Genomic DNA, 26,120 nt, shown 5'->3' with positions numbered 1-26,120 from the left:
ATCCCAGCGAACGCTGGGATCTCCACGTGGCGCGTGCTGTATCCTCTAACCGGAAACCCCAGCTTTCGCTGGGGTGACGGATGGGGCGCAGTGACAAATGGGCGTGCGGGGGCAAATCAAATGGATCGCGGACGGACACGGGGCCCGCGCATTCGCCGCGTCCGGCGCCTCAGCGGCAGGGGTAATGTTTCGCGATGACCTTCGCGTAGCCGTCCTTGAGCGGACGCTTCTGGTCGGCGGCGGGAAGTGCTGACAGGCCGTCGAGCATGTCCATGATGCCGATCTTCTCGCCTTCGGGTACGCAGGCGATCGGCGGTTTGCCGGCAGCGGCGCGGGCTGCACGTTCGGCCTTCAATTGAGTCGTCGCGCTTTTGGCTTCTGCCTTCAGGACCGTAAAGTCCGGGGACATCAGCGCCATGGGCCCCTGGTCACGGAGCGCATTGGCACGCGCGAGGAACGTCCCGACGGTCATCGCCGCACTCGCAGGCAACGCGACACCGGCAATGAGCAACGCTGCGATTACAGCCTTCGAACGCGAATACGACATGGGCGGCCTTTCCTAAGAAAGGCCGCCCATGCTCGCATTCAGCTTACGCCGGGATGAACCAATCAGGCGCCAAGTGGCGTGGGCGTTCCGAACGGACCGGACGGACGCCGGGTCTTCGGGATCGACGTGCCCGCACGCGGTACGTTCGAGGCCTTCGCACCCGGATCCGGACGGTCGAGATCCTCGCCGGCGATCAGCTTCTTGATCTCGTCACCGGTCAGCGTCTCGAATTCGAGCAGCGCACCCGCCACCGTGTGGAGCTGGTCGACATGATCGCTCAGCACCTGCTTGGCGCGGTCGAGACCGCCTTCGACGATCCGCTTGATCTCGTCGTCGATCAGTTGCGCGGTCTGGTTCGACATGCGTGACGGACGGCTGGACGAGTAACCGAGGAAAGACTCACCCTCGGGCTCGCCATATTCCAGCGGGCCGACCTTGTCCGACATGCCCCAACGCGTGACCATGTCGCGCGCCAGACCCGTGGCGTACTGGATGTCGCCGGATGCTCCGCTCGAGACCTTGTCGTAGCCGAAGATAACTTCTTCGGCGACGCGGCCGCCCATCGAGACCGCGAGGTTCGCGTACATCTTGTCACGGTGATAGCTGTACGAATCGCGCTCGGGCAGACGCATCACCATGCCCAGTGCACGACCGCGCGGGATGATCGTCGCCTTGTGGATCGGATCCGACGCCGCTTCGTGCATCGCGACCACGGCATGGCCGGCCTCGTGATAGGCGGTCATCCGCTTTTCATCGTCGGTCATGACCATGCTGCGACGCTCGGCGCCCATCATGACCTTGTCCTTGGCCTCCTCGAACTCGGCCATCGCTACCAGACGCTTGCCCTTGCGCGCCGCATGCAGCGCCGCCTCGTTGACGAGGTTGGCGAGATCGGCACCCGAGAACCCGGGCGTACCGCGTGCAATGACGCGCGCGTCGACGTCAGGCGCCAGCGGCACCTTCTTCATGTGCACTTCGAGGATCTTGATACGACCTTCGATATCCGGACGCGGCACCGTGACCTGGCGATCGAAACGACCCGGGCGCAGCAGTGCCGGATCGAGCACGTCGGGACGGTTGGTCGCGGCGATGATGATGATGCCTTCGTTCGCTTCGAAGCCGTCCATCTCGACCAGCAACTGGTTCAGCGTCTGCTCGCGCTCGTCATTTCCGTTGCCAAGACCGGCACCACGGTGACGACCCACAGCATCGATTTCGTCGATGAAGACGATGCACGGTGCCGACTTCTTGGCCTGCTCAAACATATCGCGGACACGGCTCGCGCCGACGCCGACGAACATCTCGACGAAATCGGAACCCGAGATCGTGAAGAACGGCACGCCGGCTTCACCCGCGATCGCGCGAGCGAGCAACGTCTTGCCGGTACCGGGCGAGCCGACCAGCAATGCGCCCTTGGGAATCTTGCCACCGAGGCGTGCGAACTTGGTCGGGTCCTTGAGGAACTCGACGATCTCTTCCAGTTCTTCGCGTGCTTCGTCGATGCCGGCGACGTCCTGGAAGGTGACCTTGCCCTCTTTCTGCGTCAGCATCTTCGCGCGCGACTTGCCGAAGCCCATCGCGCCGGAGCCCGAATTCTTCTGCATCTGCTTCAGCACGAAGAACGCGATGCCGAGGAACAGCAGGAACGGCAGCGACTGATACAGCAGCAGCGCCAGCATCGACGGGCCCTCTTCAGGCTTCGCGCTGATCGAGACCCCCTTGTCGCGCAGCTTCGGCACCAGCGTCGAGTCGGGGATCGGATACGACTTGAACTTCTCGCCGCTCGACAGCGTGCCAGAGATCATGTCGCGCGAGATGTTGACGTCCTTGACGGTGCCCTCGTCGACCTTATCGAGGAACGCCGAATACGCGATCGTGTTGCCACCCGACGCCGCCGTGCGGCCGTCGAACATGGTCACGAACAGCGCCAGCGCGAGCAGGATGCCGACCCAGATCAACAGGCTCTTCATCCAAGGATTGCCGCCGCCGTTCTCGGGTCCACCGTTGCCAGGGCCCTGAGGCTTTTGCCCGCGGTTCTCGTTGTCGTTCATGGGTACCGGATACCTTTCACCGCACAAGATAAGCGCACGCAGGTTAATGGCAATGGAACAACACGCGACTTGCGTCGATCAGTGTGAGCGGCTGGTCAGGCGGCCGGTTCCGCAGCGCGCCGGGGCGGCGCCTCGCGGAAGCGCCAGACGTCGCCGCGGACGCTGGCGATGATCCCCGCCTGCGTCGTCCGCTTGCCGGACATCAGCGAGTCGAGCAGCTTTTCGATGTTGGCGGCATCGGTCCATTCGGGCGCCGTGATACCGGCCTCGGCGCGCACCACGCCGATCGCGCGGCGGGCGAGCCGTCGCAGCAGTTCGCGCGGCAGGTTCTCGACCGCCAGCTTCACTTCGCCGACACCAACCTTGGCACGATCCGCCCAGATCCAGTCGACCATCGCGCGGACGTCGGTATCCGTTTCGGCAAGCGCGGCAGCGGCGCGGGCGAGGTTGGGCGTGCCGAGCCATTCGTTCTCGCCGAGCAAGCGTCGGAAACGCGTGCGATCGTGGCGGTCGTCATGGTTCGAGGGATCGTCGAAGAACGGCACTTCCGCACGACGGACGATCGCGCGGAGTTCGGCGCGGCGCCAGTCGAGCAGCGGACGAACGACGGTGACGCCGTTGACCTCGGTGCGCGCGCGGACGCCGGCGAGGCCTGCGAGGCCGGAGCCGCGGGCGGCGCGCATGAGGAAGGTCTCGGCCTGGTCGTCGGCATGATGGCCGGTGACGAGAGCCCCTGCCCCGATCTCGCGCGCGTGGTCGGTGAGCAGGGCGTAGCGGGTGGTGCGGGCTTGAGCCTGGATACTGGCGCCGGTGATCGGCTCGACGGGCGCAAGCGTCGCGTGGGGGATGCCGAGCGTCGCGCAATGGGCTGCGACCATCGCGGACTCCTCGACTGCTTCGGGGCGAAGGCGGTGGTCGATGCTCGCGACCGTGAAGCCGGGCGCGAGCGATTCGTGCGCGAGCGTGAGCATCGCCATGCTGTCGGGGCCGCCGGAGACCGCGAACAGCGGGTTGGCGATATCGCCTGCGAGCCGCGCGAAGTCGGCAGCGAAGCGGCGGCCTTCTTCCGTCATGCCGGGCTAACGATCGTGGTGGAGAGCGTACCACCCCGGCGGAGGCCGGGGCCCAGTTGGGAGACGTTGCTAATCAAGCGCCGCGATCCGTTACTGCGACCTTCCCAACTGGGCCCCGGCCTCCGCCGGGGTGGCGCTGGTTTGCGACGTGAAGTCACGAACAGGGGATCACGGACACGCATCAAGGGACAGCCTACTTGCACTTCGCCGCGGAACGCCCGGCGGCAACCTGCCCCTTCATCGCCGTCGCCATCTTGGCCCCATAGACGTCGTTCAGCTCGTCATACACTTTACACGCATCCGCCGGCTTGTTCAGCTTCGTCAGCGCCTGCCCAAGATACAGCAGACTGTCCGGCGCGCGTTCGCCCTCGGGCATCTTCTTGTAATTGTCGTAGAACGCCATCGACGCGAGGCTCGGCTTGCCCTCGTCGAGATACGACCGGCCCAGCAGGTTCTGCGCATAGCTGGCCCGCTTGCTCTTCGGGTAGTCGGCGACCACCTTCTTCAGCTGCGCCTCGGCCTGCGGATATTGCTTGGCCGCCCATAGCCGGTAGCCATACATATACTCGTCTTCCGCGGCATCGCCGGTCGAGGGCTTCTCGACCGACACCTTCGCCGGGGTCGCGGTGCCGGGCCTGGCCGATCCCTCGGGACGCGTGGTCGGGCGGGAAGGCCCGCTCGACGAGTCATCGGATTCGATCGGGCCGCCGGTCGCGATCGGCGCAGGACCGGCTTCCAGCGTCTTCAACCGCGCGTCGTTCGAGCGACGGTAATTGTCGAACGCATCCTGCAACTGGCGCGTGCGGTTCTGGTTCTGCTCGATCTGCTCGGTGAGCGATGTCATCTGCTGCTCCAGCGACGTCACGCGCTGGTTGACGTCGGCGAGCGCACTGGTCGCGGGCGAGCCGGGGCCGGGCCCCTGCTCGCTCTGCGGCGCGGTCACCTGGGGCTGCAGCATCTGCCCTGCACCGCCGGGGAAGACCTTGCGCTGGACCGCACGCATTTCGCTTTCGAGCTTGCCGACGCGGCCCTCGACGTTTTGGGCCTGGGCCGTAGCGGGCAGGAGGGCCGCGAGGCAGACGCCGATCAGAATTGACTTACGCATGGGTCACACCCCCCGGTGGATTGGTTAATCGTCGGGCTATACCTGCAACATCGATCCTGTCGCCAGCCTTAAGGCGTTCGATATCCGTGCGCAGTGTTACGGCGTGGTCGTTTCGGCCGCGGCGGCCGGTGGATTGCGAGCCGCGTCGAGGTTGGCGCGCTGCGTCTCCGACAAAGCGGGGCGCGGCGTGCGCGGCCGGCTGGTGCCGCGCGACCGTTCGGACGAGCGGGTCGAGCTTGTCGACGGCGCCTGCGTGGTCGGCGCAGCCTGCGGCTCGGGCGTGCCGGCCAGACGCGCGGCAATCGCCGGCGCTCCGACCCGAACGTCCTTGATCGCGCGTTCGCCGGTGCCGAGCGGCGGTACCGCGGCACCGTTCAGCGTCACCGCCAGCTTGTCCGCCCGACCGATGTTGATCATCGGATCCTTCGCATCGCGCGGCACGTCGAACTTGTCGCCCGGCTTCATCGTGCCGAGGTACAGCGTCTTGTTGTCGGCATCGTAGACGCGCATCCACACTTCGTCCGACGCGGTGAGCGTCACTTGGCCCGTGGTCGGCGTCGCGGATGCGGGAACGGGCTGCGCCGTCTGCGCTGCCGGGTTCGGGCCCGTTGCCGAGACTGGCACCGCGACCGACGTCGACGACGACGAACCGCGGAACATGTCGGTGCCGTACCACAGCCCGACCAGCACCAGCACCGCGATCGCAAGGCCCAGCGCCACGACCGCCAGCCCACGCGACGGCACGCGCGACGGGTCGGTCATCTCGTACGGTTCGTACTCCGGCGTTTTGCGCCTCATCTTGGCGACGTCGACGCGCACGAGTTGCGCGATGTGCACCTCGTCGATGCCGACCGCACGCGCATAGGCGCGGGTGAACCCGACCGCATAGGTCGACGAGGGCAGCGCCGAATAATCGGATTGCTCGATTGCTTCGAGGTGCCGCAGAGGCACGCGGGTCCGCGCAGCGATGTCCGCCACGCTGAGGCCCTGCGCCTCGCGCGCAATACGAAGAATGTCGCCAGCGCGCTCTGGTTGAGCGGGCGCTGCGTTCTGGCCGGTTTCGACCTCGTCCATTCTTATCTCCGAAGCCCAGGCGAAGGCGCGTTGCCCGTCATGAACCCCGTCTTTCAGAGGGCCCCAGCCGTGTCAACGCACACCGCCGCCTGCGACCGCAGCTTTCGCTCCGTCAAGCGAGTTCGACGCCGTTTTCGATCGCCCATGCCGTCAACGCGCCACGCATGTCGCGTGGAGGATTCGCCAGCAGCGTTGCCATATATTTCGTCAACGCAGCGCGATCGAGCGAGCGCGTCATAGCCTTGATCGGACCGACCGCGGCGGGCGTGATCGAGAGCCGTTCGATGCCCAGCCCGATCAACGCCATCGCCTCGAGCGGCCGCCCTCCCATCTCGCCGCACACCGCGAGATCGACTTTCGCGTCACGGGTCGGCGGAATGAGGCGTGCGATGAAGCGCAGGATCGACGGGCTAAGCCAGTCGTAGCGCTCGGCGAGCTTCGGATTGGCACGATCGGCGGCGAACAGGAACTGCGTCAGGTCGTTGGTACCGATCGAGAGAAACTCGATTCGCGGCAGCAGCACGTCGAGCATCTCCGCCAGCGCGGGCACTTCGAGCATCGCGCCGTACCGGATCGCCAGCGGCAGCTTGCGCCCACGCCCTTCTAGCAGTGCCCGCTGCGCCTCGAACAGCGCGCGCGCCTCGTCGAACTCCCACGGCTCGCTGACCATCGGGAACATCACGTTGAGCGTGCGGCCGGCAGCGGCTTCGAGCAGCGCGCGCGCCTGCACCTTCATCAACCCGTCGCGCTCCAGGCCTAGGCGCAGCGCGCGCCAGCCCATCGCCGGGTTCTCCTCGTCGGCATCTTCCTTGTTGAGATACGGCAGCGCCTTGTCGCCACCGATATCGACCGTGCGGAAAATCACCGGCCGCTCGCCGGCGGCGTCGAGCACTTCGCGGTAGAGCCGCTGCTGGCGCTCACGCTGCGGCAACGTGGCCGAGACGAGGAACTGGAATTCGGTGCGGAACAACCCGATCCCGTCCGCGCCCGTGATGTCGAGCGCGGCGACGTCGTCGCGCAGGCCGGCATTCACCATTAGCGTGAGCCGGTGACCGTCCTTGGTGACCGGCGGCACGTCGCGCAGCGCTGCAAACGCGGCCTTGCGCTTCTGCCGCATCGCGAGGCGCGCCTCGAACGCCTCCTCCATCGCCGCCGACGGCCGCGCGAAGACGTTGCTCTCGGCGCTGTCGAGCAACAGCATGTCGCCCTCCGCGACCAACCGACGGATATCGCGGACGCGACCGAGCACCGGCACGCCCATCGCACGCGCGACGATCGTGACGTGCGCGGTGAGCGATCCCTCCTCCAGGATCACACCCTTCAGCCGGCGCTTGTCGTATTCGAGCAGCTCGGCGGGCCCCAGGTTGCGCGCGATCAATATCGTGTCCTGCCGCAAACCCATCTGCGCGGCGGTGCCCATCTGCCCCGACACGATCCGGAGCAGCCGGTTCGACAGGTCCTCCAGATCGTGCATCCGGTCGGCGAGCAGCGGATCGTCGATCTGGCGCATGCGCTGGCGGGTGCGTTGCTGGACACGCTCGATCGCAGCCTCCGCGGTCAGGCCGGAATCGATCGCCTCGTTGATGCGCCGCGCCCAGCCCTCGTCGTACGCAAACATCTTGTAGGTCTGGAGCACTTCGACATGCTCGCCGCCGACGCCGAATTCGGCCTCGCGCGTCATCCGGTCGATGCCCTCGCGCATCTTGTCGAACGCGGCGTAGACGCGGTGGCGCTCGGCGTCGGTATCTTCGGCCACGGTGTGTTCGATATGGATGCGCGGCTGGTGATACACCGCGAACCCCGCGCCCATCCCATCGACCAGCTTCTGGCCGGCGATGCGGACAGCCGCGGTCGATTGCGGACGATCGCTGCCACCGCCGGTCGTGTCGATGAGGCCTGCATTGGCGATCAGTTCGGAGAGCACCATGGCGACCGTCTGCAGCGCTTCGATCTCGACGTCGGCATATTTGCGACGGTCCGTGTGCTGGACGGCCAGAACGCCCACCGATCGTTCGCGGCGGATGATCGGCACGCCGGCGAAGCTGTGGAACCGGTCCTCGCCGGTTTCCGGCTTGTAGGCGAAATCGGGGTGGCTTGCAGCCTCGTCGAGGTTGAGGACCTCGACGTCCTCCGCGATCGTGCCGACCAGGCCTTCGCCAAGCGCGAGCTTGGTGACGTGGACGGCGGCCTGGTCGAGACCGCGGGTCGCGAACAGTTCGAGCACGCCCTCGCGCAAAAGGTAGATCGAGCAGACTTCGCTGTCGATCGCGGTGGCAATGATACCGACGACCGAGTTGAGCTTGGCTTGCGCGGTGGTGCGCGCGGCCATCACGTCGTGAAGGCTGGTGAGGATCTCTCTGGCGGAGGCGGCGGCCGAAACGGGCATTCGGGTTGGCTACCAGATCGATCGCTTGGGTGCCACGCAACAAAAACAGTGTCGCAACGAAGTTCGATCTATCTCTCGGTCGTCGTTTCTTACAAGCCGCCCCATCGCGGGTCTCCGGAGCCCCTACCCCCAATCCGTCAGCCCAGCGAAAGCTGGGATATCCCCGTGGGACTCGTCAATTGCTGGCGCACTCAAATTGGGAGACCCCAGGTTTCGCTGGGGTGACGATATGAGGCGGAAGCGATCACAGGTCCTACGATCACCTGACGATGACCTTACGCGTCGAACAGGCCGTCCTGGCTACCGGCTGGTGGGTTCAGTCCGAGATGTTTCCACCCTCCGGCGTTCAAGAACCGACCACGAGCAGTCCGCGCGATCAGGCCGAGCTGGATCAGATATGGCTCGATCACCTCCTCGATCGTATCGCGCGGTTCGCTCAAGCCCGCCGCCAGCGTCTCCACCCCGACCGGGCCACCGCGATAGATGTCCGCGATCATCATCAGATAGCGCCGGTCCATCGCGTCAAGTCCGAGCGAATCGACCTCCAGCCGGTTGAGGGCCGCATCCGCGGCTCGCGCATCGACCGTCTCGTGCCCGGCGACATTGGCGAAATCGCGCACGCGGCGCAGCAGCCGCCCCGCGATACGCGGCGTACCCCGGGCACGGCGAGCGATCTCCATCGCGCCATCCTTGGCGATCCCCAGTCCCAGCAATCCGGCGGCGCGGGTCACCACGCGCTCCAGTTCCTCGACGGTATAGAATTGCAACCGCACCGGAATCCCGAACCGATCGCGCAGCGGCGTCGTCAGCAGCCCCTGCCGCGTCGTCGCACCGATCAGCGTGAAGCGTGGCAGGTCGATCCGCACCGAGCGTGCAGACGGTCCCTCGCCGATCATCAGATCGAGCGCACGGTCCTCCATCGCCGGGTACAGCACTTCCTCGACCGCCGGCTGCAGCCGGTGGATCTCGTCGATGAACAGCACGTCGCCATCCTCGAGATTGGTCAGCAACGCTGCGAGATCGCCCGACTTGGCGATCACCGGACCGGAGGTGGCGCGAAAGCCCACCCCCATCTCACGTGCAACGATCTGTGCGAGCGTGGTCTTGCCAAGACCCGGCGGTCCAAAGAACAGCACGTGATCCAGCGCATCGCCCCGCGATTTCGCGGCCTGGATGAAGATCCGCAGATTCTCCCGCGCGGCCTTCTGCCCGACGAATTCGTCCAGGCTCTTGGGACGCAATGCGGCGTCGACGTCCTCGGGACGCTTGGCGGCAGTCAGGATGCGGTCTGTATCGGTCACCGGCCCGCGATAGCGCGCTCGCGGTGGAAGGGGCAAGGCGGCTATAGGACCGCGATGCCCAACGAAACCTCCCATCCCGACCTGTATCTGTTGGCGGGAGTCTCTCCCGCGCTCGAGCACGCGCTGGCCGAACGCTTCACGTTGCACCGCAAGGATCCGCCGACCACGACCCGGGCGATCGTCGGTGGCGGCATGAGCGTGGTCGATACCGCGCTGCTCGATCGCTTGCCCGCGCTGGAGATCGTCGCGATCCACGGCGTCGGTCATGACGGGATCGACCTCGCCGCGACCAGGGCGCGCGGCATCGCGGTGACGACCACGCCCGACGTCCTGACCGACGACGTCGCGGACCTCGCGATCGGGCTGATGCTTGCGGTACAGCGGGGGATCGCGGCCAACGACCGAGCCGTGCGGGGCGGCGAGTGGAAGGTCGATCTTTCCCGACGCGCCAGCGGGCGGCGGATCGGCATTTTCGGGCTGGGTCAGATCGGCAAGGCCATCGCCAGACGCGCGCGGCCGTTCGCGCGCGAACTCCATTACACCGCACGCTCGATCAAGCCGGCGTTCGAGGGCGTGTTCCATGCCGACATCGCGTCGCTCGCGGCGGCGTGCGACGTACTGATCATCGCTGCCCCCGGTGGCGACGCGACGCACCATATCGTCGATGCGGCCGTTCTCGCTGCGCTTGGCGAGGACGGCATCCTGGTCAACATCGCTCGAGGAAGCCTGGTCGACGAACCGGCGCTGGTGGCGGCGCTTCAGGATGGGACGATCGCCGGTGCGGGGCTCGACGTGTTCGCCGACGAACCGACAGTGCCGGACGCACTGAAGGCGATGGACCAGGTCGTCCTGTCACCGCATCAGGGCAGCGCGACGGTCGATGGGCGGGCAGAGATGGCAGCGCTGGTCGTCGCCAATCTCGATGCGCATTTTGCCGGGGAAGCGTTGCTCACCTCGCTCTAAGTCCAGCTTTCGATCCTCTCGCTTGCGGGGGAGGATCGTCAGCGTAGCCGTCCACAATCGCACCGCTCCTAAGACTTCGACGCCTTCCGCAACGCCAGTCTCACCAGCGCGTCGAGCGACGCCCCCGGCCCCAGTTCCTCGTCCGCGGCATTCACGGCGATGCTCGCCTCGTTCGGACGGAACCCAAGGTTGAGGAGCGCCGAGACCGCATCCGCGGCCGCTCCGGGCGCGGCATTGACCACCGCCGGCCCGAGGCCCAGCGCGATACCGCCGACCTTGTCCTTCAATTCCATCACGATACGCTGCGCGAGCTTCGGCCCCACGCCGTTCGCGCGCGCGACCATCGCCTTGTCGCCACTCGCGATCGCGCGGCTCAGGTCGACTGGCTCCAGTGCCGACAGGATGGCGAGCGCGACGCGCGCGCCGACGCCCTGCACGCCTGTCAGCAACCGGAACCAGTCACGCTCGTCCGCGCTGGAGAAGCCGACGAGCCGCTGGAAATCTTCGCCCACCAGCAATTCGGTAAAGACCGTGCACGCTTCGCCGACCGGCCCCAACGCCGACAGGGTGCGCGCCGACGCGCCGACCAGATAGCCGACGCCACCGACGTCGATGACCGCATGGTCGATGCCCGTCGAGTCCAGCCGTCCTTTGAGATGCGCGATCATTGCCCATCGCGGTAGAACAAAGGGAGCGCGCCGTCATCCGACAAAACCGGCGCTTTGAGCCAAATCACGGATCTTTGCCCCGCGTATCGGCGGATGATGCCGCTGCTCAGATGCTCGGTTGCGACCGTTCCTCGTCAACCGCGCGGCTTGCCGCAGACGACGTGGTTTTCTCGACCGCGTGCAATGCCTGGGTCGGGGCGCCGATCACCGCAGCGCGCGCGCGCAGACTCGCTTTCAGGAATACCGTATCGGATGCCACGAAACGGCGAGGCGTCGTGCCGAGGAACGTCCCCGCGTCACGCAGGAAGTGCGACGCGTCGAAATAGCTGCTGTCGATCTTCGAATAATCGGACATCCCGTCGGTCCGGATCAGACTGATGAAGGAGCGCAGGAACCGTGCCCGTCGCAACAGCAATTTCGGTGGCATGCCGAAATACCGTGTCGCCATGCGCCGCAGTTCATGCGTGGGGATATCGAGCCGATCGGCGACGTCCTTCATCTCGATCACGCCGTCGGTAACCGTCAACGCCGCGAACGCGCGGATCAGGTCTTCGCGGGGATGCGGTCGTTCGAACAACGGTGCAAAGATCGCATCGAGCAAAGGCTTGATGAGCGCGTCGTCATCCAGCGCGTCGAGCCCATCGACGAGTTGCGCCGATATCTTTCGGCCCAGAGCGTCGGAAAGCGGCACGACACGGTTGTGAAAGTCGCCAGCCGAGCGGGCGATCAGTCGCGACCAGCCGGGTGCGCTTAGTCCGATGCCGATAGCGATTCCGCCACCCGTCTCGGTACGGAAGGCGCGGCTGGTAGGGCCGTAGAGGCTGGCGCGGTCGACCGGACCGAACCGATGATTGCCCATCGAGACCGTCAGGGGACCGGCATCGACGACCACCGAAATCATCGCCGGCGCAGGCAGATACCAGTTTAGCATCGGCGTGCGATCTTGCGACGCGTAGATCGCGTACCCGGTCAGAAATTCAGCCAGTGCAGGGTCGGGCAGATCATACCGCATCCGCATTCCGGGAGGCATCGCGAACGCCTCGGAAGGAACATTCCTGCTGTTCGTACCGCCGCGGACTTGATCGATAAACATCGCACCGCCTTTAATATATGTTAGGAAATATTAAGCGGTGCGCGAATGCCACAGCGGCTAAGCGATAGCCATCAAAACTTAAACGGTTGATAGAAACGGCAATTTAGCCCGATTTTGAATGTAAATTGCGCAGATAGTCGGTCGTGTTCAACGGGGAACCTGCGCAGACGTCGCAAAATCGGGTCGTAGATACCTCGCCGGTCGACGACGCGGGAATCAAACGCGCGCTTCACTACGCCGTGACAGCGCGGCGGCGCTGGCGACGTGATGAGCGTGGGTGATCGCAACAGCCAGAGCATCCGCCGCATCCGGGCCGGCGAGTTTCGCGCCCGGCAGCAGCACCGCCATCATCGCCTGGATCTGTTTCTTGTCCGCGCCGCCGGTGCCGACGACACCCTTCTTGACGGTCGACGGGTGGTATTCGCCGATATGCAGCCCGGCGCCCGCGGCGGCGAGCAGCACCACGCCACGCGCCTGACCCAGTTTCAGCGTCGACTGCGCGTTGGTGTTGCCGAGCACCTCCTCGACCGCGGCGCCGTCCGGGCGCTCGGTACGGATGACGTCGATCAGCGCGTTATAGAGCGCGGTGAGGCGGCGGGGGAGCGCCATCGATGGATCGGTCTTGATCTGGCCGTTGGCGATATGGCTCAGGCGGTTGCCGTCCGCACGAATGACGCCCCAGCCGGTCGTGCCGAGGCCGGGGTCTAGTCCTAGGATGATCATGAGAAGGAAGAAGGTTGGTTCGCGCGGAGGCGCGGAGGCGCGGAGGGCGTGCGCTCATGGCTATCGTCTCGCGCCAGCGGGACTTTCACACCGCTAGGCTGGCCTACCGATGTGAGGCCCCTCGCGCGGAGGACGATTGCACGAAGCGCCATTCTCCGCGCCTCCGCGCCTCTGCGCGAACCAACCTTCTTCATCTCAACCCAGCGTCTCCATGATCTCGTCGGAGATCTCGTAATTGCCCCACACGGTCTGCACGTCGTCGTCCTCGTCGAGCGCATCGATTAGCTTGAACAAGGTCGCCGCATCGTCCGCCTCAACCGCGACCATCACCTGCGGACGCCAGGCGAGCTTGGCGCCTTCGGCCTCGCCGAGCTTGGCTTCCAGAGCCTTCGCCACCTCATGCAGGTCGCCCTGCGCGGTCCAGACCTCATGGCCGTCCTCGCTCGACGAGACGTCCTCGGCGCCCGCTTCGAGCGCCGCTTCGAACACCGTGTCGGCATCGCCCGCGCTGGCGGGATACGAGATCAGCCCGACGCGGTCGAACGCGTGGCTCACCGAACCGCCAGCGCCCAAGTTGCCGCCGTTCTTGCCGACCGCGACGCGCACGTTGGTCGCGGTGCGGTTGCGGTTGTCGGTCAGCGCCTCGATGATCAGCGACACGCCGCCGGGACCGAAGCCCTCGTAGCGGATCTCCTCGTAGTTCTCGGCATCGCCGCGGCTCGCCTTGTCGATCGAGCGCTGGATGTTCTCCTTCGGCAGCGACGCAGCCTTGGCTGCGTTGACCGCCGCGCGCAGGCGCGGGTTCATGTCGACGTCGGGCAGGCCCATCTTGGCCGCGACCGTGATTTCCCGGCTGAGCTTGCTGAACGCCGACGAGCGCTTCTTGTCCTGCGCACCCTTGCGGTACATGATATTCTTGTATTTGGAATGGCCTGCCATCGGTGCCTCTTTAGCTGATGCGCCCGCTCTTAGGCGTCAGGCGCGGATTTCGCCAGACCGTCGATTTTCCGCTCGATCGCGTCGAGCCGGTCCAGCACCAGATGGTCGATCTTGTGGTGCACGCGCAGGATATCGAGCTCGGCCCGCAGGTTGGTCTCGTAGTCGAGGCTCGCGGCAAGACGATCTTTCGCCGACTGCCGGTTCTGGCTCATCATGATCACGGGCGCCTGGATCGCGGCAAGCGTCGACAGCATCAGGTTGAGGAAGATGTACGGGTAGGGATCGAACGCCATCCCGAAATGCCCGAGGATGTCCGAATTGAGAATCATCCAGCCGAACAGGATCACCGCAAAGGCGATGATGAACCCCCACGACCCGCCGACCGCGGCAACCCGGTCGGCGAGCCGGTCGCCGTAGCTGGAACGCTCGTCCGACACGTCGGCAGCGTCGCGGCTGACGGTGGTGCCTGCCTCGATCCCGGCGAGGACGCGGCGCTCCTCGTCGTCGAGCTCGCCCGGCGCCTTGCCGAGCAGCCGTTGCGAGAGATCGGCGAGCGGGGACTGTGTGGCCATCGCTCCGCCCTAACCGGGATTGCGGATTATGCCAGTCTCCCTCGTCGTGCCGGAAACCTTCCTTATCCTCCCCCGCAAGGGGGAGGTGTCGCCGAAGGTGACGGAGGGGGAGGACACGGAACCTATGTGGCCGCTTGCCTCCCCCTCCGACTGGCAAGCGCCAGCCACCTCCCTCTGGCGGGGGAGGATCGCCAAGGGGGCGTCGAATGTCCGACCATCCAGCAAAGACTCCTTGCTCCCATACGCCCGCACCTGCCAAACGCGCGGCATGACGGTTAGCGTGAATATGGGCACCGACGGCAATGGTACTGCCGTCGGCGTCGACCTGGAGGAACTACTCGCCACCCGCCTGTTGGTGCAGGGCAATTCGGGCTCGGGAAAATCGCATCTGCTGCGCCGCCTGCTCGAGCGATCGGCGGGGCATGTCCAGCAGATCGTGATCGATCCGGAAGGCGATTTCGTGACGCTTGCCGGGCCTCACGGTCATGTCGTGATCGAGGCGGGCGACTATAGCGAACGCGAAATCGCGCGGATCGCCACGCGGTTGCGCGAACATCGCACGTCCGCGGTCCTCAGCCTCGAAGGACTGGAAGTCGAGGGCCAGATGCGCTGCGCGGCGTCGTTCCTCTCCGCCCTGTTCGATGCGCCGCGCGAGCATTGGTATCCGGTGCTGGTGGTGGTCGACGAAGCGCAGATGTTCGCGCCGGTGACCGGCGGCGAAGTGTCCGAGGAAGTGCGCCGCGCATCCCTCGCAGCGATGACCAACCTGATGTGCCGCGGCCGTAAGCGCGGCCTCGCCGGCGTGATCGCGACGCAGCGGCTGGCCAAGCTCGCCAAGAACGTCGCCGCGGAAGCATCGAACTTCTTGATGGGCCGCACCTTTCTGGATATCGACATGGCCCGCGCCGCCGACCTGCTCGGCATGGAGCGGCGCCAGGCCGAAGCGATTCGCGATCTTCAGCGCGGCACGTTCATGGCGCTCGGGCCCGCGGTGTCGCGCCGGCCGATCACGGTGAAGATCGGCGATGTCGCGACGTCTGCGCGGAGCGGTAGCCCCAAGCTCACCCCCCTCCCCAGCGCCGCGCCGATGGACCTGCAGGACCTGCTGTCCGAGCCGGTGGTCGACGCGCCCGAACTCGGCCTGATGTTCGATTCGCGCCCGCGTCGCGTGCCGGCCGAGGAACTGCTCGACGGCATCGCCCGCCCGCCCGAGCCGCGCACCGCCGCGCCGCCGCCGCCCGAAAAGACCGACGAGGAGGTCGAGGCGGTCTACGCCGACGTCTTCCGCGCGATCGTCGAGGATCCCGAATCGACGCTGCGCCCGCCGTCGGTGCTGTTCCAGGATTTCCAGGTGCGCTGCCGGATGGGGGGCCTGGCGAAACCGCCGCTCGACCTGCCGGGCTTCGTCCGCCGCCTGAGCTGCGCCCGTGCCGGCATCTTCGACATGACCGACGAGGCGTGGACTGCGGCACTCGACGTGGCGAGCGGACTGCCGGACGACATGCTTGGCGCGTTCTTGCTGGTTGCGCGTGCGGCGCGCGAAGGCGAGCCGTGTCCGTCGGACGCGCGAATCGCGGCGACGTACGGGACGAGTTCGATCGGGCGGGTGAAGCGGTTGATCGGCTATATCGAGAGCCGCGAGTTGATCGTGTGCCGGACGGATCTGGCCGGCAAGCGCTCGATCACGATCCCAGGGCTGGGGTGGACGACGTTGCCGGCGGAGGCGGCGTAGAAAGCTAGCCCGAACACACGCCGCCCTTGACCATCCCGTCATCCCAGCGAAAGCTGGGATATTCCGCGGCGAGGCGCGCGCCTGCCCCACGCAGCACGGGATGTTGGGCGAGAGCGTTCCTCCTCGCCGCAGGAGATCCCAGCTTTCGCTGGGATGACGGCGGCTCTTGGCATTACGGGTTTGGGTGGGGGGCTCGACATGGCGCAAGGCGGCTGGGTCTACATGATGGCAAACAAGCCGCACGGCATGCTGTACATCGGCGTCACCGCGTATCTGGCGTCGCGCGTCCACCAACACCGGATCGATCTCGGCTCCGCATACTGCCGGCGCTATGGCCTGAAGATGCTCGTATTCGCCGAGCAGCACGAGACGATCCAAAACGCGATCGCTCGGGAGAAAATGCTGAAGGCGTGGAAGCGGTCGTGGAAGGACGAGTTGATCGCCACGATCAATCCGGAGTGGGTGGACCTTTACGACCAGCTTAACTGAGGCGAGGTAATCCGCCGCCGAAACTGCCGCCGTATCAACACCGCCGCCCTCTCCCCGTCATCCCAGCGAAAGCTGGGATCTCCTGCGGCGAGGAGGAACGCGGCCGGTCAAACAACCGGCGCTACGTAATTAGGAAACGCTCCTCGCCGCGGAATATCCCAGCTTTCGCTGGGATGACGTCAAACTCAGTATGACGCCAATATCAGATCATCCCCAGCGCCTGGAGATACACCTCGAGGATTGCCTCCTCCTCCTGATATTCTTCCTTCTTCTTCTTCCGGATCGACAAAATCTTCCGGATCGCCTTGGGGTCGTAACCGCGACCCTTGGCTTCGGCCATCACGTCCTTGATGTCGTCCGAGATACCCTTTTTCTCTTCTTCGAGACGCTCGGCGCGCTCGATCAGCAGGCGCAGTTCGTCCGCTGCGACCGCGCCGCCGCCCATGCCGTGTTGCCGTTCGTCAGACATCGAAAATTCCCCACTCGCCAGCGCCCACGCGCCGGTCAAAAGCCAATCAAGATACCCCGCGCTGATGATCGCCGTCGAGAGACGTCGTGAATCATGCCGCTGCGGGTGCGGGGCTGCGTCTAGGCGTTTACCGTCTTTGGCTCAAGCGACCCTGCGGCATGTCGCCGCAAATCAGGCCCCTCTGCGGCGTATCGCCGGAAATCAGACCCCCATGCGGCGCATCGCCGGGATCAGACCGGCGCGTTCTTCGCGACGCTTTCCTTCATCCGCGCGAGCTGCTCGGGCGTCGCGTCACCCTGGTGATATGCCTTCCACTCGCCGTACGGCATCCCGTACACCGTCTCTCGCGCGACATCCTTCGACAGGCCGCCAGCTTCCTCGACCCAGTCCGACAGGCAGTTCCGACAAAAACCGGCCAGACCCATCAGGTCGACGTTCTGCGCATCCTCGCGGTGGCGGAGGTGGCGGATCAGGCGACGGAAGGCCTGTGCCGCTACGGCATCGTCGAGTGCATCGAGCGAGTCGGTTTCGGGATTCATTCTTGTGCTCCGTGGTTGATCCCGCGGAGATAGGGTTTAAGGCCCGTCGCGGCAAAGACCGTCCAGGAAAACGCAATCATGACTATGGCCATAGCACCCCGTTCGCGGAAGGTCCGTATCCTCGCGACGCTCGGCCCTGCCAGCAGTACGCCCGAGATGATCGCCACTCTCTTCCGTACCGGCGCAGACGCATTCCGCATTAACATGAGTCACGGCGACCAGCAGTCGAAGATCGCCGTGATCCAGGCGATTCGCGCGCTCGAAAAAGAATTTGGTCGCCCGTCGACCATCCTCGCCGATCTCCAGGGGCCGAAATTGCGGGTCGGCAAGTTCGACGGCGGTCGTACGGTTCTCGAAACCGGTTCGGCCTTCGTGCTCGACCGCGACCCGACGCCGGGCGACGCAACGCGCGTCGAACTGCCGCATGACGAGATCTTCGCGGCGATCGAGCCGGGCGCGCGCCTGCTTCTCGACGACGGCAAGCTCGTGCTGCGCGTCGTGTCGCACAGCCCGCGCGAGATCACGACTCGCGTCGAGGTCGGCGGCGCGCTGTCGAACAGCAAGGGTCTCAACGTCCCCGACGTCGTGCTGCCGATGGCGGCGCTGACCGAGAAGGACCGCAGCGATCTCGACTTCGCGGTCGATCAGGGCGTCGACTGGATCGCGCTGTCGTTCGTCCAGCGCCCGGAAGATCTCTGGGAAGCGCGCAAGCTGATCGGCGGCAAGGCGGCGCTGATGGCGAAAATCGAGAAGCCCGCGGCGATCGAGCGGCTGGAGGAGATCGTCGAGGCCTGCGACGGCGTGATGGTCGCGCGCGGCGATCTCGGCGTCGAACTGCCGCCGCAGCAGGTACCACCGCTGCAGAAGCGCATCGTCGAGGTCTCGCGCCGGATGGGCCGCCCGGTGGTGGTCGCGACGCAGATGCTCGAATCGATGATCACGTCGCCCTCCCCTACGCGGGCGGAAGTGTCCGACGTCGCAACCGCGGTGTACGACGGCGCGGATGCGATCATGCTGTCGGCGGAGAGCGCGGCGGGCGCGTGGCCGGTCGAATCGGTGGCGATGATGGATGCGATCGGCGTCTCGGTCGAGGCCGATCCCGAGCACGGCGACCGCATGCACTTCACCGTGATGAAGCCCGACCCGACGACCGCGGACGCGCTCGCCGAGGCGGCGAAGAACATCGCGGCGACCGTGTCGGCGGTGGCGATCATCTGCTTCACGACCTCGGGCTCGACCGCACGCCGGATCGCGCGCGAGCGGCCGTCGGTGCCGTTGCTGGTGCTGACGCCGAGCCAGGAGACGTCGCGGCGGCTCGGGCTGCTGTGGGGAACGCACGCCGTACACACGCGCGACGTCGAGTCGTTCGAGGACATGGTCGCGAAGTCGAAGCGGATGGCGCTGCGTCACGGCATCGCCAAGGCCGGCGACCGGGTGATCGTGCTGGCCGGCGTGCCGTTCCGGACGCCGGGGTCGACCAACGTGCTGCACGTGGTGCGGATCGTCGGCGATGAACTCAAGGGCCATCACTCGCAGGTTTGAGTTCGGGGAGCGTCTGGGTTCCTGCAATCGCGGGCTGGCGCTCCCCCGCCTAATACGCGATGTCGCCCGAACGGACCGCACGGGAGGGCGAACGCATGACACTACGCGAGAAGATCGGTTGGAGCGCGCTCGCCCTGCTCGGGGCTGGCGCGCTGGCCGTCGTCGCGTTCGAGCGCGGCGAGCATGTCAACGCGCTGTGGATCGTCACCGCCGCCGTCTCGGTCCAGCTGATCGCGTACCGGTTCTACGCACGGTATATCGCGCGCCACGTGCTGCAACTCGACCCTAGCCGCCCGACACCCGCGATCCGCCGCGCCGATGGCCTCGATTACGTGGCGACCGATCGCAACGTCCTGTTCGGCCACCATTTCGCCGCCATCGCCGGCGCCGGTCCGCTGGTCGGCCCGGTACTCGCCGCGCAGATGGGCTATCTCCCGGGCACGCTCTGGATCCTCGCCGGCGTCGTCCTTGCGGGGGCGGTGCAGGATTTCATGATCCTGTTCATCTCGATGCGCCGCGACGGGCGGTCGCTCGGCGAACTCATCCGCATGGAGATGGGCGCGGTCCCCGGCGTGATCGCGCTGATCGGCGCGTTCGCGATCATGGTCATCATCCTCGCCGTGCTCGCGCTTATCGTGGTGCGTGCGCTCGCCGGCAGTCCGTGGGGGCTGTTCACCGTCGCCGCGACGATCCCGCTCGCGTTCGCGATGGGCACCTACACGCGCTGGATCCGCCCTGGGAAGGTCGGCGAAGTCTCGGTGCTTGGCGTCATCGGACTGCTGGCAGCAATCGTCTATGGCGGCACCGTCGCCGCTTCGCCGGCGCTCGCGCCGCTGTTCACGTTGACCCCGGTGCAGCTTTGCGTGCTGATGGTCGGGTATGGCGCAGTCGCCTCCGTCCTGCCGGTATGGCTGCTGCTCGCACCGCGCGACTATCTGTCGACCTTCCTCAAGATCGGCGCGATCGTCGCGCTCGCGATCGGCATCGCGGTCGTCGCGCCGCCCTTGCGGATGCCCGCGCTCACCCCGTTCATCGACGGCAGCGGCCCGGTCTGGTCGGGCGGGCTCTTCCCGTTCCTGTTCATCACAATCGCGTGCGGCGCGGTGTCGGGCTTCCATGCGCTGATCGCCAGCGGCACGACGCCGAAGCTGATCGCCAGCGAAGGCGACGCGCAGTTCATCGGTTACGGCGCGATGCTGATGGAGAGCTTCGTCGCGATCATGGCGCTGGTCGGCGCGTCGATCCTCGATCCCGGCGTGTATTTCGCGATGAACAGCCCGGCGGCGGCGGTCGGCACCGACTTCGCGTCCGCCGCGACCGCGGTCACCGCGATGGGCTTCCCGATCACGCCGGAGCTGCTCGCGCAGACCGCGAAGGACGTCGGCGAGACCACGATCGTCTCGCGCACAGGCGGCGCGCCGACGCTGGCGGTGGCGATGTCGGAGATCTTCAGCCACCTCGTCGGCGGGCAGGCGATGAAGGCGTTCTGGTATCACTTCGCGATCCTGTTCGAGGCGCTGTTCATCCTCACCGCGGTCGATGCGGGGACGCGTGCCGGAAGGTTCATGCTGCAGGACCTGATCGGGCTCGCGGTGCCGTCGTTCCGCAATGCCTCGGCGATCGTGCCGGGGCTGATCGCGACCGCATTATGCGTGATTGCCTGGGGGTTCTTTCTGTACCAGGGCGTCACCGACCCCTTGGGCGGCGTGAACACGCTGTGGCCGCTGTTCGGGATCTCGAACCAGATGCTCGCGGCGGTCGCACTGGTGCTGGCGACGGTCGTGCTGTTCCGGATGAAGCGCCAGCGCTACGCTTGGGTGACGATCCTGCCTGCCGCGTGGCTTTGCCTGTGCACGATCACCGCCGGGCTGATGAAGCTGTTCGCGAGCGATCCCAAGGTCGGCTTCCTCGCGCATGCCGCGAAGTTCGCCGACGCGGCGGCGCGCGGTGAAATGCTCGCGCCGGCCAAGACGATGGCGGAGATGCAGCGGATCGTCCTCAACGACCGAATCGACGCCGGCCTCTGCGCGCTCTTCCTCGCGGTAGTGCTGTCGATCGTCTTCTTCGGCGTCCGCACATGCCTCGCCGCGCTGAAGATCGACCGCCCGACGGTGACCGAAGTGCCGCCGCAACTGGTAGCCGCGGAATGATCCGCGCGCTGTATGCGAAGGCGCGCGAGACCGCGCTGCTGATGGTCGGCGTGCCATCCTACGGGGCCTACCGCGAGCACATGGCCGAGCGGCATCCGGACCACGCGCCGATGGACGAACGCGCCTTCTTCCGTGATCGGCAGGAAGCGCGCTACGGGAGCAAGGGTGGGGGACGGTGCTGTTGACCAAGGCTCAATCGACGGTCGCGCGACTGCGTGCGGCGACCGCCAGCGATCACGATGCAGTCGATGCGGGGTTCGGCCGTTATGACCTGACCGATGCGGCCGATTACCGCGCGTTTCTCGTCGCGCACGCCAGGGCATTACCTGCGGTCGAGGCATGGTTGCGCGACATTCCCGGCCTGCCGGCGTTTCGGGATCGCGGCAACCTGCTTGCCGACGACCTTGCCGCGCTTGGCGAGCCGATGCCGAAGCCGATGCGTTTCGCGACGGCGCCGAGCACGGCCGCCGGCTGGGGCGCGATGTACGTCGTCGAGGGATCGCGGCTTGGCGGGATCATGCTGTCGCGCTCGGTGCCTAAAGGCATGCCGTCGGCCTATCTAGGAGCGAAGCATCTGCCGGGCGAGTGGCGCGACCTGCTCGCGGCGATCGATGCGCAGGCTGCCGACGAGGCCTGGGTAGAGCAGGCTGTCGTCGGGGCGAAGGCTGCGTTCGCGCTGTATCGAAGCGCACCTGCAGTCTGAACTCAGCGCAGGAGCTTGGGCGCTTCCTTGCGGATCATGTCCTGCACCTTGCTCGCGAACAAGCCGAGGATACCGGGCAGGTCGACGACCGCGTGGACGTTGGTTTCAAGCACGGTGACCGCACTCGCGATCGTCTGGCCCATTGCCTTGACGGTGAAGTGCAGCGTGTCGCCGTCCCAGCGATGATCGGTCACCGAGCCGCCGGGAATGTTCGCGCCGATCTTGTCGATGCTGCCGTCCAGCCGCGCGCGGACCGCTGCCTTGCCAAGCTGATGGGGGACGTCGACGGTGATGGGAGTGCCCATGGGTATTCCTTAAGTCGCGAAAAGCATGTCGTCGTTGGCAAACGCCTTGAACTCCAGCGCGTTGCCCGACGGGTCGAGAAAGAACATCGTCGCCTGCTCGCCAGGCTGGCCCTTGAAGCGGACGTACGGCGCGATGCCGAAGCGCACGCCGGCGGCGGTGACGCGTTCGGACAGCGTGGTCCAGTCGTCCATCGTCAGCACGACGCCGAAATGCGGCACGGGGACGGCGTGGCCGTCGACCGCGTTCTCGACCGCGACCGGTTTGGCCGAGGGGTCGAGGTGGGCGACGATCTGGTGGCCGAACAGGTCGAAATCGATCCAGTGATCGCTGGAGCGGCCCTCCGGGCAACCGAGCGTGCTGCCGTAGAAGGTGCGGGCTGCGTCGAGGTCGTGGACCGGGAAGGCGAGATGGAAGGGGCGTAGCGTCATGCGGGGAAGATAGGTCGGGGAAACGGGTTCGTCACCCTCCGGTTTTTGTCTGTTATCCCTCGATACACGGGACCGCACCTCCTTGTTCTCCCGCGAAGGCGGGGGTCCAGTCTGGGCTCCCGCCTTCGCGGAAGAACAAGCTTTGGTGCTGGTGCCCTTCCCACCCCGCTGCACCACCCCAGCGAAGGCCGGGGCCCAATTGGAAAGGTAGTAGTAACGTAGCGCAGTCCACCGTTATCACCGTTCCCCAATTGGGCCCCGGCCTTCGCCGGGGTGGTGCTTCGCGAGTAGCCGGGTCTGCGGCTCGCAAGGCTAAGACATTGCCCGCCCCCCTCCACCACGCCATAGCGCCAACGTGAACCGCTACCCCGCCCTCGCCTGCCTCATCCTCGGCGCGCTCGCCGCGACGGGGTTCGCCCCGCTCGATCTCTGGCCACTGACCCTTGTCGTCTTCGCCGTATGGATGAAGCTCGTCCATGACGCGCCGACCTTGCGCATCGCCCTCGGGCGCGGCTGGCTGTTCGGGCTCGGGCATTTCACCGTGAACAACAACTGGTTCAAGCACGCGTTCGACTTTCAGGACGCGATGCCGCCCGTGCTCGGCTATTTCGCCGCCGTCGGCCTGGCGCTGTACCTCGCGCTGTTTCCGATGCTGACCGCCGGCGTGGCCTGGCGGATCGCGCGGCGGCCCGGCAGCCCGGACGCGACGTTCGTACTCGTCTTTGCCGCCGCCTGGATCGCCACCGAGTGGCTCCGCGCGACGCTGTTCACCGGCTACGCATGGGATCCGCTGAGCGTCGTCTGGCTCCCCGCGATCGGCGTCGCACGCCTGTCCGCGTGGATCGGCACCTACGCGCTGTCGGGCGTGACGATCCTCGCCGCCGGCGCGCTGCTGATGCTCGCCGTGCGCCGCTGGGCGTTTCCCGCGGTGGCCATTCCCGCCCTGAGCATCGCTGCCCTATCCGCGCTCTGGACCAACGCGCCCCCGCCTGCCCAAGGCACGCCTCTGGTCCGCGTGGTCCAGCCAGACATCGGTCAAGAAGACCGCAATGAAACAGACGGCGAGCGCGTCCTGTCGGCGCTCGAAAAACTCAGCGGTAAAGGCGGCACTACCCCGCGCCTCGTCGTCTGGCCCGAAGGCGTCGTTCGCGACTATGTCGAGGATGGCTACCCGTTCTACGCCTATGGCTGGTCGAGCCCACTCTACCTCCGCCGCCGGATGGCGCGGCTGCTCGGCCCCGAGGACATCCTGCTGATCGGCGGCACCGCGCTCGAGTTCAACGCCAGGGATCAGATCTCCGGCGCCGCCAATTCAGTGTTCGCCCTCGACGCACAGGCGCGGCTACGCGGCCGCTACGACAAGGCCCACCTTGTCCCCTACGGCGAATATCTGCCGATGCCGTGGCTGCTGAAGCCGCTCGGCCTCGCGCGCCTCGTGCCCGGCGACATCGACTTCACCTCGGGCAAGGGTCCTGCGAACCTGACCCTGCCCGGCTTCGGCTCGATCGGCATGCAGATCTGCTACGAGATCATCTTCTCGGGCGAGGTGGTCGACCGCGCGCACCGTCCGCGCATCCTGTTCAATCCCTCGAACGATGCGTGGTTCGGCAAATGGGGCCCGCCGCAGCACCTTGCTCAAGCCCGGGTGCGCGCGATCGAGGAGGGGCTGCCGATCCTCCGCGCAACCCCGACCGGCATCTCCGCGATCATCGCCGCCGATGGACGCCTCGTCGCGACCGTCCCGCACGAGACCGCGGGCGCGATCGAGCAGCCGATGCCGTCCGCTCTGCCCCCGACGCTGTTCTCGCGCGTCGGCAACGCGATGGCGGCGATCGTCGCGGGCCTGATGCTTGCAAGCGCTGTTGCCCTGCGCCGCCGCCGCCGCTAGGGTCATATAAAGCTTTCCTTATATGACGCTCTCCCGAGAGCATGGCACAGAGGCCCGTATGCGCAAATCCTTCCTCTTTACCTCCGAATCGGTCTCCGAAGGCCATCCCGACAAGGTCTCCGACCAGATCAGCGACACGATCGTCGACCTGTTCCTCGCCAAGGACCCGCAGGCACGGATCGCGTGCGAGACGCTGACGACCACGCAGCTCGTCGTCCTCGCCGGCGAAATTCGCGGCAAGGGCATCTACGAGAACGACCAGTGGGCCGACGGCGTGCTGGAGGAGATCGAGGCGGCTGTCCGCAACACCGTCAAGGAAATCGGCTACGCGCAGTCGGGCTTTCACTGGGAGACGTTCCGCTTCGAGAACAACCTCCACGGCCAGTCCGCGCACATCGCGATGGGCGTCGACGAGAGCGGCAACAAGGACGAGGGCGCCGGCGACCAGGGTATCATGTTCGGCTATGCGACCGACGAGACCCCGGGCCTGATGCCTGCGACGCTGTACTACAGCCACAAGATCCTCGCCAGGATGGCCGAAGATCGCCATTCGGGCGCAGCACCGTTCCTCGAGCCCGACGCGAAGAGCCAGGTCACGCTGTCGTACGAGAACGAAGTGCCGGTCGGCGCGACCGCGCTCGTCGTCTCGACGCAGCATGCGCCGGGCTATTGCGAGAAGGGCGACAACGCCGATCCCGCGAAGTACGCGGTGCTGCGCGATTACGTGATGGGCGTGTTCAAGGACGTGCTGCCCGACGGTTTCATCACCGACGATACCGCGATCTACATCAACCCGACCGGCCAGTTCGAGATCGGTGGCCCTGACGGCGACGCCGGCGTGACGGGCCGCAAGATCATCGTCGACACCTACGGCGGCGCAGCCCCGCACGGCGGCGGCGCATTTTCGGGCAAGGATCCGACGAAGGTCGATCGGTCGGCGGCCTACGTCGCACGCTATTTGGCGAAGAACGTCGTCGCTGCCGGCCTCGCACGTCGCTGCACGATCCAGCTGAGCTACGCGATCGGTATCGCCGAGCCGCTGTCGGTCTATGTCGACACGCATGGCACCGGTACCGTCGAGGAGGCCAAGCTCGAGGCGGTCCTGCCGAAGCTCGTGCGCCTGACGCCGAAGGGCATCCGCGAGCACCTCAAGCTGAACGCGCCGATCTACAAGAAGACCGCGGCCTATGGTCACTTCGGCCGTGAGCCCGAGGGTGCCATGTTCACGTGGGAAAAGACCGATCTGGTCGACGCACTGAAGGCCGCTGTCGCCTGATAGCGACGCGCCTTGGTGACACGAAAAAGCCTCCCGTGGACCAGTCCGCGGGAGGCTTTTTTTGTTGTTCCGAGCTGCCCTTCCGGCCTCTCCCCGCCGGGGA

25 protein-coding genes are annotated in these 26,120 nt (G+C 66.3%); 9 read left to right on the top strand and 16 right to left on the bottom strand.

Annotated elements, in window-relative coordinates:
* Positions 1-169: 169 nt before the first annotated feature.
* The 7 genes from SJY41_RS18800 to ruvB form a co-directional block, all read right to left on the bottom strand.
* Positions 170-547: a hypothetical protein gene (locus SJY41_RS18800; protein WP_380783740.1), complete on the bottom strand. Its 378-nt coding sequence runs from the start codon at positions 545-547 to the stop codon at positions 170-172.
* A gap of 62 nt (positions 548-609) precedes the next feature.
* Positions 610-2,625: an ATP-dependent zinc metalloprotease FtsH gene (gene ftsH / locus SJY41_RS18795; RefSeq protein ID WP_380783739.1), complete on the bottom strand. Its 2,016-nt coding sequence runs from the start codon at positions 2,623-2,625 to the stop codon at positions 610-612.
* A gap of 68 nt (positions 2,626-2,693) precedes the next feature.
* Positions 2,694-3,671: a tRNA lysidine(34) synthetase TilS gene (tilS, locus tag SJY41_RS18790; protein ID WP_380783738.1), complete on the bottom strand. Its 978-nt coding sequence runs from the start codon at positions 3,669-3,671 to the stop codon at positions 2,694-2,696.
* Positions 3,672-3,864: 193 nt separating this feature from the next.
* Positions 3,865-4,776 (bottom strand): tetratricopeptide repeat protein, encoded by a 912-nt coding sequence (locus SJY41_RS18785; RefSeq protein WP_380783737.1) that lies wholly within the window; start codon positions 4,774-4,776, stop codon positions 3,865-3,867.
* Between the two features lie 96 nt (positions 4,777-4,872).
* Complete coding sequence (locus tag SJY41_RS18780) at positions 4,873-5,850, bottom strand: helix-turn-helix domain-containing protein (protein ID WP_380783736.1); 978 nt, start codon at positions 5,848-5,850, stop codon at positions 4,873-4,875.
* 112 nt (positions 5,851-5,962) lie between these two features.
* The gene (gene ptsP / locus SJY41_RS18775) at positions 5,963-8,236 is read right to left on the bottom strand and encodes a phosphoenolpyruvate--protein phosphotransferase (RefSeq protein ID WP_380783735.1); all 2,274 of its coding nucleotides are present in this window, start codon (positions 8,234-8,236) and stop codon (positions 5,963-5,965) included.
* Between the two features lie 275 nt (positions 8,237-8,511).
* On the bottom strand, positions 8,512-9,537 hold the full coding sequence (ruvB, locus tag SJY41_RS18770) for a Holliday junction branch migration DNA helicase RuvB (protein WP_132736034.1): 1,026 nt from the start codon (positions 9,535-9,537) through the stop codon (positions 8,512-8,514).
* A 54-nt stretch (positions 9,538-9,591) separates the two neighbouring features.
* Here ruvB and SJY41_RS18765 point away from each other — a divergent pair, with 54 nt between their 5' ends.
* A complete protein-coding gene (locus tag SJY41_RS18765) occupies positions 9,592-10,500 on the top strand; it encodes a 2-hydroxyacid dehydrogenase (protein ID WP_380783733.1) in 909 nt (302 codons plus the stop codon).
* Between the two features lie 68 nt (positions 10,501-10,568).
* Here SJY41_RS18765 and ruvA read toward each other — a convergent pair whose 3' ends face one another.
* The 5 genes from ruvA to SJY41_RS18740 form a co-directional block, all read right to left on the bottom strand.
* Positions 10,569-11,168 carry a Holliday junction branch migration protein RuvA gene (gene ruvA / locus SJY41_RS18760; RefSeq protein WP_380783732.1) on the bottom strand — a complete coding sequence of 200 codons (600 nt, stop codon included), beginning with the start codon at positions 11,166-11,168 and terminating at the stop codon, positions 10,569-10,571.
* 106 nt (positions 11,169-11,274) lie between these two features.
* Positions 11,275-12,261: a hypothetical protein gene (locus tag SJY41_RS18755; RefSeq protein ID WP_380783730.1), complete on the bottom strand. Its 987-nt coding sequence runs from the start codon at positions 12,259-12,261 to the stop codon at positions 11,275-11,277.
* A 216-nt stretch (positions 12,262-12,477) separates the two neighbouring features.
* Positions 12,478-12,984, bottom strand: coding sequence for a crossover junction endodeoxyribonuclease RuvC (gene ruvC, locus SJY41_RS18750; protein ID WP_380783729.1), 507 nt, complete (start codon positions 12,982-12,984; stop codon positions 12,478-12,480).
* A 195-nt stretch (positions 12,985-13,179) separates the two neighbouring features.
* Entirely contained in the window at positions 13,180-13,923 is a 744-nt protein-coding gene (locus SJY41_RS18745) for a YebC/PmpR family DNA-binding transcriptional regulator (protein ID WP_380783728.1), read from the bottom strand.
* A 29-nt stretch (positions 13,924-13,952) separates the two neighbouring features.
* Positions 13,953-14,495 carry a DUF1003 domain-containing protein gene (locus tag SJY41_RS18740; protein WP_380783727.1) on the bottom strand — a complete coding sequence of 181 codons (543 nt, stop codon included), beginning with the start codon at positions 14,493-14,495 and terminating at the stop codon, positions 13,953-13,955.
* 268 nt (positions 14,496-14,763) lie between these two features.
* On the opposite strand from SJY41_RS18740, the gene SJY41_RS18735 reads away from it, so the two are divergent.
* Both SJY41_RS18735 and SJY41_RS18730 read left to right on the top strand, forming a co-directional pair.
* Positions 14,764-16,227, top strand: a complete 1,464-nt coding sequence (locus SJY41_RS18735) for a helicase HerA domain-containing protein (protein ID WP_380783726.1) — start codon at positions 14,764-14,766, stop codon at positions 16,225-16,227.
* 153 nt (positions 16,228-16,380) lie between these two features.
* Complete coding sequence (locus SJY41_RS18730) at positions 16,381-16,716, top strand: GIY-YIG nuclease family protein (protein ID WP_380783725.1); 336 nt, start codon at positions 16,381-16,383, stop codon at positions 16,714-16,716.
* A 202-nt stretch (positions 16,717-16,918) separates the two neighbouring features.
* On the opposite strand, the gene SJY41_RS18725 is transcribed toward SJY41_RS18730, so the two are convergent.
* On the bottom strand, positions 16,919-17,161 hold the full coding sequence (locus tag SJY41_RS18725) for a DUF2312 domain-containing protein (RefSeq protein ID WP_197942503.1): 243 nt from the start codon (positions 17,159-17,161) through the stop codon (positions 16,919-16,921).
* A 254-nt stretch (positions 17,162-17,415) separates the two neighbouring features.
* On the bottom strand, positions 17,416-17,724 hold the full coding sequence (locus SJY41_RS18720) for a DUF1244 domain-containing protein (protein ID WP_380783724.1): 309 nt from the start codon (positions 17,722-17,724) through the stop codon (positions 17,416-17,418).
* 78 nt (positions 17,725-17,802) lie between these two features.
* Here SJY41_RS18720 and pyk point away from each other — a divergent pair, with 78 nt between their 5' ends.
* The 4 genes from pyk (at position 17,803) to SJY41_RS18700 (ending at position 22,119) form a co-directional block, all read left to right on the top strand.
* Positions 17,803-19,266, top strand: coding sequence for a pyruvate kinase (gene pyk, locus SJY41_RS18715; protein ID WP_380783723.1), 1,464 nt, complete (start codon positions 17,803-17,805; stop codon positions 19,264-19,266).
* Between the two features lie 95 nt (positions 19,267-19,361).
* A complete protein-coding gene (locus SJY41_RS18710) occupies positions 19,362-21,416 on the top strand; it encodes a carbon starvation CstA family protein (protein WP_380783721.1) in 2,055 nt (684 codons plus the stop codon).
* Positions 21,413-21,601 carry a YbdD/YjiX family protein gene (locus SJY41_RS18705; RefSeq protein WP_380783720.1) on the top strand — a complete coding sequence of 63 codons (189 nt, stop codon included), beginning with the start codon at positions 21,413-21,415 and terminating at the stop codon, positions 21,599-21,601. Before SJY41_RS18710 ends, SJY41_RS18705 begins: the two co-directional genes overlap by 4 nt.
* Positions 21,592-22,119, top strand: a complete 528-nt coding sequence (locus SJY41_RS18700; RefSeq protein WP_380783719.1) for a biliverdin-producing heme oxygenase — start codon at positions 21,592-21,594, stop codon at positions 22,117-22,119. The genes SJY41_RS18705 and SJY41_RS18700 overlap by 10 nt, the downstream gene beginning before the upstream one ends.
* Before the next feature lie 2 nt (positions 22,120-22,121).
* Here the strand turns inward: SJY41_RS18700 and SJY41_RS18695 are convergent, their stop codons facing one another.
* Positions 22,122-22,424, bottom strand: coding sequence for a polyhydroxyalkanoic acid system family protein (locus SJY41_RS18695; protein ID WP_380783718.1), 303 nt, complete (start codon positions 22,422-22,424; stop codon positions 22,122-22,124).
* Between the two features lie 9 nt (positions 22,425-22,433).
* Entirely contained in the window at positions 22,434-22,853 is a 420-nt protein-coding gene (locus SJY41_RS18690; protein ID WP_380783717.1) for a VOC family protein, read from the bottom strand.
* Positions 22,854-23,208: 355 nt separating this feature from the next.
* On the opposite strand from SJY41_RS18690, the gene lnt reads away from it, so the two are divergent.
* Together lnt and metK are read left to right on the top strand one after the other, a co-directional pair.
* The gene (gene lnt, locus SJY41_RS18685; RefSeq protein WP_380783716.1) at positions 23,209-24,741 is read left to right on the top strand and encodes an apolipoprotein N-acyltransferase; all 1,533 of its coding nucleotides are present in this window, start codon (positions 23,209-23,211) and stop codon (positions 24,739-24,741) included.
* A 58-nt stretch (positions 24,742-24,799) separates the two neighbouring features.
* Entirely contained in the window at positions 24,800-26,017 is a 1,218-nt protein-coding gene (metK, locus tag SJY41_RS18680; protein WP_380783715.1) for a methionine adenosyltransferase, read from the top strand.
* Positions 26,018-26,120: the final 103 nt, after the last annotated feature.

Origin of the sequence: Sphingomonas sp. R86520, from assembly GCF_042466285.1 — a bacterium.
Taxonomy (GTDB): Bacteria; Pseudomonadota; Alphaproteobacteria; order Sphingomonadales; family Sphingomonadaceae; genus Sphingomonas.
Note: the sequence above shows the minus strand (reverse complement) of the source record. Positions and strands in the feature narration are given on the sequence as shown.

Bases quoted from the DNA above. Each gene is read 5' to 3' on its own strand.
- SJY41_RS18800 (WP_380783740.1), bottom strand. From the start codon at position 547: ATGTCGTATTCGCGTTCGAAGGCTGTAATCGCAGCGTTGCTCATTGCC.
- tilS (WP_380783738.1), bottom strand. From the start codon at position 3,671: ATGACGGAAGAAGGCCGCCGCTTCGCTGCCGACTTCGCGCGGCTCGCA.
- SJY41_RS18785 (WP_380783737.1), bottom strand. From the start codon at position 4,776: ATGCGTAAGTCAATTCTGATCGGCGTCTGCCTCGCGGCCCTCCTGCCC.
- SJY41_RS18780 (WP_380783736.1), bottom strand. From the start codon at position 5,850: ATGGACGAGGTCGAAACCGGCCAGAACGCAGCGCCCGCTCAACCAGAG.
- ptsP (WP_380783735.1), bottom strand. From the start codon at position 8,236: ATGCCCGTTTCGGCCGCCGCCTCCGCCAGAGAGATCCTCACCAGCCTT.
- SJY41_RS18765 (WP_380783733.1), top strand. From the start codon at position 9,592: ATGCCCAACGAAACCTCCCATCCCGACCTGTATCTGTTGGCGGGAGTC.
- ruvA (WP_380783732.1), bottom strand. From the start codon at position 11,168: ATGATCGCGCATCTCAAAGGACGGCTGGACTCGACGGGCATCGACCAT.
- SJY41_RS18755 (WP_380783730.1), bottom strand. From the start codon at position 12,261: ATGTTTATCGATCAAGTCCGCGGCGGTACGAACAGCAGGAATGTTCCT.
- ruvC (WP_380783729.1), bottom strand. From the start codon at position 12,984: ATGATCATCCTAGGACTAGACCCCGGCCTCGGCACGACCGGCTGGGGC.
- SJY41_RS18745 (WP_380783728.1), bottom strand. From the start codon at position 13,923: ATGGCAGGCCATTCCAAATACAAGAATATCATGTACCGCAAGGGTGCG.
- SJY41_RS18740 (WP_380783727.1), bottom strand. From the start codon at position 14,495: ATGGCCACACAGTCCCCGCTCGCCGATCTCTCGCAACGGCTGCTCGGC.
- SJY41_RS18735 (WP_380783726.1), top strand. From the start codon at position 14,764: ATGACGGTTAGCGTGAATATGGGCACCGACGGCAATGGTACTGCCGTC.
- SJY41_RS18730 (WP_380783725.1), top strand. From the start codon at position 16,381: ATGACGGCGGCTCTTGGCATTACGGGTTTGGGTGGGGGGCTCGACATG.
- SJY41_RS18725 (WP_197942503.1), bottom strand. From the start codon at position 17,161: ATGGGCGGCGGCGCGGTCGCAGCGGACGAACTGCGCCTGCTGATCGAG.
- SJY41_RS18720 (WP_380783724.1), bottom strand. From the start codon at position 17,724: ATGAATCCCGAAACCGACTCGCTCGATGCACTCGACGATGCCGTAGCG.
- pyk (WP_380783723.1), top strand. From the start codon at position 17,803: ATGACTATGGCCATAGCACCCCGTTCGCGGAAGGTCCGTATCCTCGCG.
- SJY41_RS18710 (WP_380783721.1), top strand. From the start codon at position 19,362: ATGACACTACGCGAGAAGATCGGTTGGAGCGCGCTCGCCCTGCTCGGG.
- SJY41_RS18705 (WP_380783720.1), top strand. From the start codon at position 21,413: ATGATCCGCGCGCTGTATGCGAAGGCGCGCGAGACCGCGCTGCTGATG.
- SJY41_RS18695 (WP_380783718.1), bottom strand. From the start codon at position 22,424: ATGGGCACTCCCATCACCGTCGACGTCCCCCATCAGCTTGGCAAGGCA.
- SJY41_RS18690 (WP_380783717.1), bottom strand. From the start codon at position 22,853: ATGACGCTACGCCCCTTCCATCTCGCCTTCCCGGTCCACGACCTCGAC.
- metK (WP_380783715.1), top strand. From the start codon at position 24,800: ATGCGCAAATCCTTCCTCTTTACCTCCGAATCGGTCTCCGAAGGCCAT.